Source organism: Veillonella sp. ZSJB6 (assembly GCF_051549505.1).
Taxonomy (GTDB): Bacteria; Bacillota; Negativicutes; order Veillonellales; family Veillonellaceae; genus Veillonella.
In genome coordinates this window covers 421170-433626 of the sequence record NZ_JBPUGE010000001.1, presented here as the reverse complement: position 1 = coordinate 433626, position 12457 = coordinate 421170, and the positions used below count along the sequence as shown (strand labels likewise).

General features: G+C 34.9%; 12 protein-coding genes. 10 read left to right on the top strand and 2 right to left on the bottom strand.

The features are described 5' to 3' along the window. Positions 1–6: 6 nt before the first annotated feature. The 8 genes from dnaJ (at position 7) to ACSV5T_RS01985 (ending at position 7600) form a co-directional block, all read left to right on the top strand. Positions 7–1164 carry a molecular chaperone DnaJ gene (gene dnaJ / locus ACSV5T_RS02020; protein ID WP_005386692.1) on the top strand — a complete coding sequence of 386 codons (1158 nt, stop codon included), beginning with the start codon at positions 7–9 and terminating at the stop codon, positions 1162–1164. A gap of 55 nt (positions 1165–1219) precedes the next feature. After that, the gene (locus tag ACSV5T_RS02015; RefSeq protein ID WP_438320161.1) at positions 1220–2083 is read left to right on the top strand and encodes a 50S ribosomal protein L11 methyltransferase; all 864 of its coding nucleotides are present in this window, start codon (positions 1220–1222) and stop codon (positions 2081–2083) included. Continuing rightward, entirely contained in the window at positions 2080–2811 is a 732-nt protein-coding gene (locus tag ACSV5T_RS02010; RefSeq protein WP_438320160.1) for an RsmE family RNA methyltransferase, read from the top strand. Before ACSV5T_RS02015 ends, ACSV5T_RS02010 begins: the two co-directional genes overlap by 4 nt. A gap of 24 nt (positions 2812–2835) precedes the next feature. Beyond that, complete coding sequence (gene mtaB / locus ACSV5T_RS02005; protein ID WP_438320159.1) at positions 2836–4131, top strand: tRNA (N(6)-L-threonylcarbamoyladenosine(37)-C(2))-methylthiotransferase MtaB; 1296 nt, start codon at positions 2836–2838, stop codon at positions 4129–4131. 11 nt (positions 4132–4142) lie between these two features. Then, positions 4143–4487, top strand: a complete 345-nt coding sequence (locus ACSV5T_RS02000; protein WP_005386682.1) for a histidine triad nucleotide-binding protein — start codon at positions 4143–4145, stop codon at positions 4485–4487. A gap of 157 nt (positions 4488–4644) precedes the next feature. Continuing rightward, a complete protein-coding gene (gene rpsU / locus ACSV5T_RS01995) occupies positions 4645–4824 on the top strand; it encodes a 30S ribosomal protein S21 (RefSeq protein WP_004695751.1) in 180 nt (59 codons plus the stop codon). 189 nt (positions 4825–5013) lie between these two features. Then, complete coding sequence (locus ACSV5T_RS01990) at positions 5014–5457, top strand: GatB/YqeY domain-containing protein (RefSeq protein ID WP_105094354.1); 444 nt, start codon at positions 5014–5016, stop codon at positions 5455–5457. Positions 5458–5695: 238 nt separating this feature from the next. Further along, a complete protein-coding gene (locus ACSV5T_RS01985) occupies positions 5696–7600 on the top strand; it encodes a glutamine synthetase (RefSeq protein ID WP_105094355.1) in 1905 nt (634 codons plus the stop codon). 92 nt (positions 7601–7692) lie between these two features. Here ACSV5T_RS01985 and ACSV5T_RS01980 read toward each other — a convergent pair whose 3' ends face one another. Continuing rightward, entirely contained in the window at positions 7693–8088 is a 396-nt protein-coding gene (locus ACSV5T_RS01980; RefSeq protein ID WP_438320158.1) for a phosphate-starvation-inducible protein PsiE, read from the bottom strand. A gap of 110 nt (positions 8089–8198) precedes the next feature. Beyond that, the gene (tpx, locus tag ACSV5T_RS01975) at positions 8199–8714 is read right to left on the bottom strand and encodes a thiol peroxidase (RefSeq protein WP_438320157.1); all 516 of its coding nucleotides are present in this window, start codon (positions 8712–8714) and stop codon (positions 8199–8201) included. Positions 8715–8996: 282 nt separating this feature from the next. On the opposite strand from tpx, the gene ACSV5T_RS01970 reads away from it, so the two are divergent. After that, positions 8997–10718, top strand: a complete 1722-nt coding sequence (locus ACSV5T_RS01970) for an ABC transporter ATP-binding protein (RefSeq protein ID WP_438320156.1) — start codon at positions 8997–8999, stop codon at positions 10716–10718. Further along, complete coding sequence (locus tag ACSV5T_RS01965) at positions 10711–12456, top strand: ABC transporter ATP-binding protein (RefSeq protein WP_438320154.1); 1746 nt, start codon at positions 10711–10713, stop codon at positions 12454–12456. The genes ACSV5T_RS01970 and ACSV5T_RS01965 overlap by 8 nt, the downstream gene beginning before the upstream one ends. Position 12457: the final 1 nt, after the last annotated feature.

The window sequence follows — 12457 nt, the reverse complement described above, 5'->3', positions numbered from 1 at the left end:
TAACTAATGGCACGTGATTATTATGACATCCTAGGGGTTAGCAAAAATGCCTCTCAAGATGAAATCAAAAAAGCCTTCCGTAAAAAGGCACGCCAATACCATCCAGATGTAAATAAAGATAATCCAAAGGAAGCGGAAGCAAAGTTTAAAGAAGCTAACGAAGCTTACGAAGTATTGTCTGACGAAACTAAAAAAGCTCAATATGACCAATTCGGCCACGACGCCTTCAAACAAGGAGGCGGCGCTGGCGCCGGTGGTTTCCAAGGTGGCTTTGGCGGTTTCGGTGGTCAAGCTGGCGGCTTTGGTGATATCTTTGGCGATATTTTTGGTGGCATGTTTGGTGGCGGACGCCAACAACAAGGCCCTCAAAAAGGCAATGACTTGCGCGAAGATATTGATATTTCCTTTGAAGATGCAGCCTTTGGTAAATCTATGGAAATAGAAGTGCATCGTCATGAAGAATGTGATCACTGTCATGGTACTGGTGGTGAACCAGGATCTCGTGTCGATACTTGTCCAAACTGTCATGGTTCTGGTCAAGAAGCGGTTATTCAAAATACTCCATTTGGACGTATGCAATCCGTTCGCACTTGTTCCCGCTGTCATGGTACTGGTAAAAGCATCGAAAAACCTTGTTCCAAATGTCGTGGAACAGGTGAAATGTTGGCAAAACGTAAAATCTCTATCAAAATTCCAGCAGGTGTAGATAGTGGTTCCCGCTTACGCGTTGCTAATGAAGGTGAACCTGGTATCTTAGGTGGTCCTAAAGGCGATCTTTACGTTTATATCTTCGTTCGTCCTCATAAGGAATTTGAACGAAATGGCAATGACGTTATTAGCCGTGTGAATATTAGCTTTGCTCAAGCTGCATTAGGTGCGACTATACAAGTTAACACCTTAGATGGTAAAGTAGAGTTAAAGATTCCGGAAGGTACTCAAACGGGAACGGCATTCCGCGTAAAGGGCAAAGGTATTCCATATTTGCGTAACCCTAAACAACGGGGGGACCAACATATTGTAGTAACTGTCCAAACGCCTAAGAAGTTGACAGACACTCAACGTGAGTTATTATTACGCTTTGCAAATGAAAGTAACGAAGATGTAAATAACTTACAAGTGAGCAAGAGTCTCTTTGAAAAAATTAAGGACTGTTTGACTAAATGAACAGCTCATGTGAAGGAATGGTTTGTTCCATCACATTCCCTATAAAGGAGCATATATGCAATGGATAGAAGTATCCATTGTCTGTGAAAGAGTAGCCACCGATGAGGTGACTACTCTTTTTGACGATTATGCAGACAATGGAATTATAGAAGAAGATGTAGAAAATCAGCCCAATTTAATTAAATTAACAATGTATGCGGATCCATCTTTGGATGTAGATACAATTAAGTCAGATATAGAAAATCGTCTTACAGAGGCAAATATTAGTGTTACATCAATTAATGCTAATATATTAGATGAATCTACATGGCTTAATTCTTGGCAACAATATATTGAACCCACAGAAATCCTACCAAATTTGATTATTAAACCAGCTTGGCAGGAATACGATAATGTGGATCATAAAACTATTATTGAAATCGATTCAGATATTTCTTTTGGTACTGGATCCCATGAGACTACACGGACTTGTGCAGAGTTATTGAAATCTTATAGTGAATCTATGGATCTTGACACTGTTACTTGTTTAGATATTGGTACTGGCACTGGTATCCTTTTATTGGTAGCAGCTCAGTTAGGCATCAAACATTTAGTTGGTATTGATATAGAAGAGTATGCTGCTAATCAAGCGCGCATTAACTGTGAGAATAATCATGTATCAGCAGAAATAATTTGTGGTAATTTGGATAGTGATTTCAATGGTACTGCTCAAATAATTTTAGCGAACCTAACAGTAGATCCTCTTAAAATACTATTACCTCAAATTGGTAATAAACTTGATGATAAGGGTATTTTAATTATTAGTGGTATTATAGATGATCGGTATGATGAAATCATGCCATATATTAAGGCTAATTGGCATATTATTGAGGAGCGCATTGCAGGGCCTTGGCATACATTTGCGCTAGAAAAACGATGAAAAAGATTTTTATTTCTACACCATTAGGTGAAACCATAGAATTACCAACGGATGTTACACATCATGTGTTACATGTATTTCGTCATAATATGGAGAAACCCATAACTGTTACCGGCAGTGACAATCGGTGTGGTACATATCAAATTACAGAAGAAATAGATGGTAAAGCTCAAGCAAAACTTATTGAATATGTAGAATCAAATGTATCTTCTTATCGTACTATCCTTGTTCAATCTTTATTAAAAGGTGAAAAGCTAGAATGGGTATTACAAAAAGCGACAGAGTTAAATGTAGATACAATTTATCTTGTATCTACTGCTAACTGTGTTGCTAAATATGATGACAAGAAATTACAAACAAAGGCTACTCGATGGGAGAAAATAATGCTAGAAGCGGCTCAACAATGTGGTCGTAATCAACTGCCAACGCTTGTAGTCGGTGAAACGCTTTCACAAGTATTAGAAATAGAATCCAACGCATTAAAATTGGTAGCCTATGAAAATGAAGATGGACATACTATTAAAGATGTTCTTTCGCAGGTCAACTCTGATGAGTCAATTACAGACATACTAATTTGTATTGGTCCAGAAGGGGGCTATCAAGAGAAGGAAATCAATGCTATTATAGAGAGTGGCGGTAAATCAGTTTCGTTAGGCAATACTATTTTGCGAGCTGAAACAGCTGCTATTGGATCATTAGCGATGATTCAATATGGATTAGAACTATAAATTAAACAAGAATAGAGAGGTGCAATGAAAACCGTTGCGTTTACAACCTTAGGGTGTCGTGTCAATCAATATGATACAGATGCTATGAAGGGTTTATTTTTACAAAATAACTACGAAGCAGTAGACTTCGATGAAAAAGCAGATATATATGTAATTAATACATGTTCTGTAACGAATATGGGGGAAAAGAAATCTCGTCAATTAATTCGTAAAGCGAAGCGTCAAAACGAAGATGCCTATGTGATTGTAACTGGTTGTTATGCTCAGCTTGATCCTGATGCGATTGCAGCTATCGATGGTGTTAATCTCGTTATCGGCACTAATAACCGGTCAAAAATCGTTGAGCTCGTAGAACAATTGGAATCTACAGAGCGTCAAATCAATGCTGTACGGGATATCATGAACGAATCCAACTTTGAAGAAATGCCTTTATATGGTAATGAATCTGATAAAGCTCGTGCTTTCATGAAAATTCAAGAAGGTTGTAATAACTACTGTGCCTTTTGTATTATTCCGTATACTCGAGGAAAATTAAAATCTCGTAAAGTTGATGATATTGTACAAGAAGCAAAACGATTAGTAGAACATGGATTCCATGAAATCGTGTTAACGGGTATTCATTTGGGAAATTACGGCGTTGAATTGCCAGGTCGCCCTACGTTGGCTGATGTAGTCAAAGCTTTATTAGAGATTCCTGATTTATACCGCATTCGTTTTGGATCTATTGAATCAGTAGAAGTTTCTGATGAGTTAGTAGAGTTAATGGCTACCAATAAACGTGTTTGTCCACACTTACATTTACCTCTACAAGCCGGTTCTGATCATGTATTAAAGTTGATGAAACGCCATTATACATTGCAAGAATATAAAGATTTGATTGCAAGTTTACGGTCTCGTATTAAGGATTTATCAATTACTACTGATATCATTGCAGGATTCCCGCAAGAAACAGATGAAGACTTTGAAGAAACATTAAATACAGTACGTGAAATTGGGTTTACCCATATTCACGCTTTCCCATATTCTATTCGTGAGGGCACACCTGCAGCGACTATGCCAGATCAAGTACCAGAAGCTGTAAAGAAAACTCGTGTAGCGCTTTTAAATGGTCTTAGCCAATCTGGTTATGATGCATACGCAAAATCTCGCATTGGTAAACCTGGTGAGATTCTCATTGAAAAGGAAGAGAATGGATACTACATGGGCTTAACAAATGAGTATGTAAATGGTAAAGTAAAGTCTGATGGATTACATAAGATAGGTGATCTCATCGGTGGTACTGTTGTAGGTTTAGAAGATAATTATTTGATTATTGAATAAGGAGCTATAGTATGAGTGACTGCATTTTCTGTAAAATTATCAACGGCGAAATTCCTTCTAAAAAAGTATTAGAAAACGATAAATTCTATGCATTTCATGATATTGAACCAGTGAAAAAAGTACATGTTTTAATTGTACCTAAAAACCACGTTTCCAATATTGCTCATCTTAATGAAAATAACGAAGACTATGTAGAAGGTTTATTGCCTTTTGTTCGTGATGTAGCTAAAGAACTTGGTATTTCTAAAGATGGTTATCGTTTGATTTTTAATACTGGTAAAAAAGCAGGTCAAACTGTATTCCATATGCATGCTCATCTTTTAGGTGGCGAAGAAATGGGCTGGCCAGAAGCTTAATATTGAGTATAATGTATTCTTTTTATAATACTTATTAAAATTCCTATAAAATATACCGGAAAATATTGACAACATCTATACCTATACATATAATATTATATGTGCGTATGTAAATTATCAGCACTTCCCGAGATTATTTTTGGAGGGAGGGATATAGATGTCTGAAATCAAAGTCGGTAAAAACGAAACGCTTGAAAGTGCTCTTCGTCGATTCAAACGCTCCTGCCAAAAAGCGGGTGTTTTGTCTGAAGTAAGAAAACGCGAACACTACGAAAAACCAAGCGTAAAAAGAAAGAAAAAATCTGAAGCAGCAAGAAAACGCAAATTCAGAGCATAAGATGATTACCCTAATTCTGCCTTTTCATGGCTTCATGAAATCCAGGATTAGGGTTTCTTTATATTATTTTATCTATAATATAATAATGTTGTATGACTAAATGTGTTATATCTTTGCATGCTGTGAAGATTAACCTTTATAATAGTATGATGTAGATTATTACTAATTAAAATAGATCAGGAGGATACAATGAGCTTAAAAGATCAATTAAAAGAAGATATGAAAGCGGCTATGAAAGCACGCGAAGAAGGTAAAACTGCTCTTTCTGTTATTCGCATGGTTAATAGTGCTATTAAAAATACAGAAATCAATGACAAAGTAGAACTTGATGATAATGGTATTCTTGGTATTTTGGCAAAAGAAATGAAAACTCGTCAAGATTCTTTAACTGAGTTTGAAAAAGCTGGCCGTGAAGATTTGATCGCTCATGTAAAAGAAGAGATGGCTGTGCTTCAAAAATATTTACCAGCTCAAATGAGTGAAGATGAAATCCGCACTGTTGTAAAAGAAGCTATTGCAGCTTGTGGCGATGCTGTAAACATGGGTAATGTTATGAAACATGTAATGCCAAAAACTAAAGGCCGTGCAGATGGTAAAGTAGTTAATAATATCGTTAAAGAATTACTTGGATAATCAATTATAAATATAGAAGTAAACATTTCATATAGTCAGTATTTTCGATACATTAAAATTGAACTCTTAACCCCATAGTTAAGAGAATTATGAAATTCTATAGAAAGTTATTGACATGTATTTTCACTATATGATATTATGATTTCAACAAAATAATTGGTCAACGAAGACTCCACTTTAGATATATAGAAATATATATCTATTTGTTGGAGTCTTTTTATTTTTAGGAGGAACCATTATGACAAATACTAAAGATTTATTGTATTATATTCCAGCTGGTCAATATGGTAAGGAAGGCGTTCTCGCATTATTAGAACAACATCCAGAAATTAAATTCGTATCTCTTGTAGGTATCGATTTAGCAGGTAATGATACAGACGAAAAAATTCCTATGTCTGCATTCTTTGATGATTATGAAGCATTCTTTGAAGGTCGTGCAGTACAAACTGACGGTTCCTCTGTAGTACTTACAAATATTGCCACTTTGAATAATGCACGTGTAGATATGTGGGGCGACCCAAGTGTAAACTGGTTTGTTGATTATAACTATGAAAATATCGATGAAGCAACAGGTTTGCCAACTGGTACACTTCGTATTCCTGCATTCTTGATGCATAACTATCGTTATGTTGATTCTCGTTCTATCTTAAAAAATAGCTGTGACTATGTTCGTGCAGAATTATTATCTTTGATTAAAGAACATGGTCTACCTGGTATGCCTCATGTGAAAGCTGATGACGTTGTAGATATTATCTTCACATCTGCTACTGAATTGGAATTCTGGGTAAAAACTCCATCTAGAACAGTTACTAAAAAAGAATTATCCGTATCTCAAAAATTACAAGAACAATACTGGCAACGTACTCATGGTACAGTTCGTACTGCATTAGAACAAGCGGTAGAACGTCTTGATCAATATGGTATGGAAGCAGAGATGGGCCATAAAGAAGTAGGTGGCGTTAAAGCTAAACTTGATGAAGATGGTCATGAAGCAGTAGTATTAGAACAATTGGAAATCGACTGGAAATTCTCTGGTAACCCATTACAAACAGCAGATAATGAATTACAAGCTCGTATTATCGTTCGTGAAGTATTCCGTGAAAACGGTCTTGATGTAACATTCAATGCGAAACCTATTATTGGTGTAGCTGGTTCTGGTGAACATACACACTTTGGTGTTATGGCTAAATTGAAATCTGGTAAACTTGTTAACTTGTTCAGCCCAGAAGATATGCGTAAAGAATCTGCTAGCTCCTTAGGTATTGGTGCAATCATGGGTCTATTGAAACACTACGAAGCAATTAATCCATTCATCAGCTCCACAACAGACTCCTTAAATCGTTTAAAACCTGGTTTCGAAGCTCCAGTATGTATCGTTACATCTTTAGGTACTGATCCTTCTGAACCTAGCCGTAACCGTACAATCCTTTGTGGTTTGATTCGTGATATCGATAATCCTATGGCTACACGTTATGAATTGCGTTCTCCTAACCCTTATACAAATACATATACTGCATTAGCATTGATCTTCATCTCTGCATTTGATGGTATGAAATATGCTATTACATCTGGTAAAACACAAGCACAATTAGAAGCAGAGCTTTCCAAAGAAGTGGGGGAATCTGCTGATTACCTTGCTACAAATCGTGCATATCGTACAGAAAAAGACGTATTCGATGATTTCACTCAAGAAGAACGTAATCAAATGTTTGGTGTTGCACCAGCCACTGTATGGGAAAACATTAAAGGTTACCATAACAATCCTGAATTAGTTGAAACATTAGCTCAAGGCAATGCATTTGCAAAAGATTTGATGGATTCCTTTATCGCTTCTATCTTGAAACGTTGGAAACTTGTATTGGCTCACCGCTTAATTCCTGATAATCTTGATACAGTTCGTAAGATGGTAGCTATTCATACTGATAGCCGTAATAGTGTAGATGATAAACGTTTTGCAGAAGTTAATGACTTACGTTTCTATCTTGCTAAAGATAGCGATGATCGCAAATCTTTATTCACTCGTTTAATCGATGCACTTAACTCTGGTGAATATGACTTAGCATCTCAATTGCAAATTGAAATGAACGATAAAATGGAAGAATTAGAAGCTAAATATGCTAACTATGCAAAAAATATCTTCTAATATCGGTTGATTTTATTACTCAAAAAGGGCTCCTACATTTGTAGGAGCCCTTTTATTCATATTAACTTTTTATAATTTAGTCGTTAAAGCTATTACTCGTTATGTCCTATAAACTTTTCTACTAGTACTAAGCTACATACAAGTACAAAAATTGCAACAGACCAGATTAAATTATCATATGACGATTCATGATCGATGATTAGCAGTCTAACAATTGCAGTTATGCCAATATATAAAAAGAAATTAAGCGGGAAGTGGAAGTTATTTTTAAAGTATTTTACGATGAGTGCAATAAACTCAAAGTATAAAAAGAAGGTAATTAATTCTTCAATTAATAAAGAGTATGTGCTATATCCTTGAATATTTGCCCACGTAACATAGCCAAGACTTATTAATGTATTGATAAGGGCAATACAAAGTGAAATACCAACGCCTATAAGGGCTATATTTTTTATCGTTAATAATAGTTTAGAAATACGAATCCACATTATAATTCACCTAAAATAAAACTTTAAATACTATACCACATAAAAAAGACCGTACACCGTACGGTCTTTTTTCGATTACACCACAGTATAATCAACAGCATATCTAAGAATTAGATATCAGCTTTAATTGCTTCTAATGCAGCATCGAAGTTAACTGCTTGAGTTACTTCAGGTACATATTCAACATAAGTAACTTTGTCTTCTTTGTTGATTACTATTACGCCACGAGTCAAAAGACGAAGTTCTTCGATCAAGAAACCATAGTTTTCACCGAAGGAAGCATCTTTGTGGTCGGATAAAGTAATAACTTTATCAACGCCAGCAGCACCACACCAACGTTTTTGAGCGAAAGGCAAGTCCATAGAAATTGTCAATACTTCAACATCATCAGAAAGTGCAGTAGCATCTTGGTTGAACCAACGAGTTTGAGCGTCACAAACGCCTGTATCAAGGGAAGGAACAACGGAGATAACTTTTACTTTACCTTCGAAATCTTTTAATGTTTTTGGTTGTAAGTCGTTGCTTAAAACTGTGAAGTCAGGAGCTTGTTGACCTACTTTAACTTCTGGACCAACCAATGTGATAGGGCCACCTGCAAATGTTACTACGCCAGTACGTTTTTCCATGTTGTATTCCTCCTAAGAGTTTTAATTCTAATGTTTATAAGGATACGTTTTGTATCTATGCATAGTATAACACTTACATTACTATAAGTAAACTAAAAAATTCGATATAGTGTTTTTAAGGGAATAAATAGTATATTATTGGCTTCATAATCAAGAAAATATCTTATAACTACATTATATACGTATAGGTGTATTAAGATATATGAAAAAAATGTGTATACTATAAGGAGTATATTTAAATAATGATAATCCTGTAATATAGAAATTTAACTGAGAGGTCCTATGAAACCTATAGAGCTATTTATGCAGTTTTTCCGCCGAGAAGGCTGGGTTTATGCCATCGGCTTAACCATGCTAATTGCTATTGATATAGCATTTTTATTTGTGCCACAATTTATTGGTAATGCCATCGATACACTAAGTCACAATAAAGAAGGCTTAGTCAATTATATTATTTACTTTATTCTATTATTTATTATCATAACGATTCTAAAAGTTATTTCACGACGCACCTTACTTGGTTCCATCCGTCGTATGGAGTACCTTTTTCGTGAAATTTTGTGTAGAAAAGCATTACAAATAAAAACAACATACTATGAGGCAAATGGACCTGGTAAAGTAATGGCGTTAATGACGAATGATGTTACATCTCTTCGTGTAGCGTTAGGTTTAGGTGTAATGATTGTGGTGGATATCATATTTTATTCCATTGTAGGATCAATTATTCTCATACAAAAGATAGATGGTCTATTAGCTTTCAAAATTATGACACCTGTATTTTTCATCATTGTAGCTATCTTTGTGTTAGGTCGGAAATTACGTGCTAAACAGCGTAGTGCGCAGGCAACGTATAGTGACATGACAGAATTTGGCCAAGAATTATTTCAAGGTATAGATGTAATTAGAGCTTTTAATAGGGAACGTATTATTTCTAATTCTTTTGAAAAAATAAATAAATTGAACTATAAGAAAAATATGGATGTTGCATTATTAGATTCTGTACTAACCCCTTTAACAAGAATTGCACCGTTTATTTGTATTAGTATTAGTATTTTCATATGTGGACATCTAGCTGTCGAAGGCAATATGACTATAGGTGAATTTGTAACCATAAATTCATTTATTATGTTAATAGTAGGACCTTTAATTGGCTTTGGTGGGCTCATTTCTATTGTCCAAAAAGGTTTGGCCTCCTTAGATCGTATTACGGACTTCTTACAGCTACCAATCGAGTCAATTGATGACACTACGGAAGTATTACCACTTGAAGATATCAATATACGTTATTTAGATTTTAACTATGAAAACTCTAAAGGGCATGCATTATCTCAAGTATCTACAACTATTCGTAAAGGCTCTTTTATTGGTATAGTAGGTAAACCTGGTTCTGGTAAAAGCACACTCTTTAAACTACTTATTGGTCTACAAGAGTGTCCGCCTAAGTCTATATATTTTGGAAATCAAGATATATCAGATATACCATTATCTAAGCTTAGAAACTCAATTGCTTATGTGCCAACTCAATCTTATTTATTGAGCACTACCATCGAAGATAATATTAAATTTGGTAAAGACTTACCTATGCATGAATCGGTTGAGGTAGCCGCAAAAAAAGCAGACTTATATAGAGATTTAGGAGATTTTTTACATAATGATTTACATAATCTTGCGGAGGAAGGTCATGACTTATCGGGTGGCCAAAAACAACGCATTAATATGGCTCGAGGCTTTTACAAGAATGCACCATATTTATTATTAGACGATTGTTTCTCTGCGTTAGATGCAGTAACCGTTAACACCATTTTAGACACATTGCATACGGTAAATGATCAAACAATATTATGTATTTCGCAACGATTAGAGGTTATTGAAAAAGCAGATAAAATTATTGTCTTTGATGAAGGGCATATAGTTGAAGAGGGTACACATGAAGAATTGTTAACTAGAAATGGATTATATAAAACCCTCTATGAAGCGCAGAAAGGAGAGAGTCATAATGAATAAGCATAACGTTAGAAATGATTGGGCTCTATTCTCCTATATAACTGCATATATTAAACCCTATTTAGGCATCTTATTAATAGCAACGATTGCACTCGCTGGAAATCTTATATTATTGTTATTTAGACCGTATCTTACAAAACAAGTAATTGATCTAGGATTTGCCACTAATGATATTCATGTCATTGAATATTATGCTGTCTTATATGGCTTAACAATCATTGGTAGTGTATGTTTTATTTTCGTAGAAAATTACTTTTTAAAAAGCTTTGGTCAAAAAATTATCTATAATATTCGCCATATTGTGTTCCAAAAAATTCTACATAAACCACATGATGAATTTTATAAATTGCCTATTGGTAATTGGGTAACTCGTATTACTAATGATGTGGAATCATTGCGTACCTTATATACCGATGTATTGTTAAACTTAGCTAGTAGCGGATTAATGATTATTGGTATATTAGCCTTCATGTATGCCATTAATGTACCGTTAGCTATTATTATGACAATTTTAGTACCTATTATGGGCGGGATTATTTGGGTATATCAAAAGTTTTCCAGAAAGGCTTTTCGTCAAGTAAGACGGTCTGTAGCAGCCTCCAATTCGAGCATTAAGGAATTGCTGAACTATATTGTTATAGTTAAATCCTACGGTGGAGAAAAAGCCATAGAAGGTAGATATGAAACTGTTAACAAAGGTTTTTTGGAAGCTGGTCTATTTGAAGTAACAACATTTTCTATTTTCAGACCTCTCGTTGATGGCTTGTTTTTCGTAGCTTTAATTGTCATATTTACTACTACAAATTTAATAGATTCTGTAGCCGATGCAGGTACAGTATTTGCTTTCATTCAATATATGGATCGATTCTTTCAGCCATTAAAGGAAATTGCGGACAAATATAATTCATTGCAAAGTTCATTAGCTGGTGCTGAACGATTAGTACCATTATTAGAAGAGAAAGAGCGGAATATGGTCGATGAAGTTCCGAAAGAACTGATTCCTGTTGAATCAATTGAATTTGATCATGTTTGGTTCTCTTATGAAAATAATGATACCTATGCATTACAAGATTTCACCTTACATATTAAGTCTGGTGATTTTACAGGCATTGTTGGTCCCTCTGGTAGTGGTAAATCCACATTGTTATCCTTATTAATGGGTATTTATAAACCTACAAAGGGTGCCATCTATATAAATGGTATTGATATTGCTAAATACGATAGCTCTGTACTCCGTCACTTAATGGGGTATGTATTCCAACAAGCGTATTTGTTTAAAGGATCTATTAAAGATAATCTTACGCTGTTTGATACTTCTATCAGTCATGATGAAATGGTAAAAGCAGCGAAACAAGTTAATTTAGATACTATGATTGAACAATTACCAGAAGGCTATAATACACCTGTAGGGTACTTAGGTTCACTATTATCAGACGGTCAAAAGCAACTACTAGCCTTTGGACGTACGCTCATAAGAAATACGCCTATTCTATTATTAGATGAAGCAACGGCTAACGTAGATAGTCATACGGAAAAACAAATACAAGCGAGTATTGAAAATATTCGTGGTAGTAAAACAATCGTAAGCATTGCTCATCGATTATCCACAGTACAAGAAGCAAATGAAATTGTTTATATTGAATATGGTAAAATAATAGAAAAAGGTTCTTTCAAAGAATTAATTGAGTTAAAAGGGGCTTTTTATAATCTATGGATTCGTCAAAAAAGCGGGAGTTAGC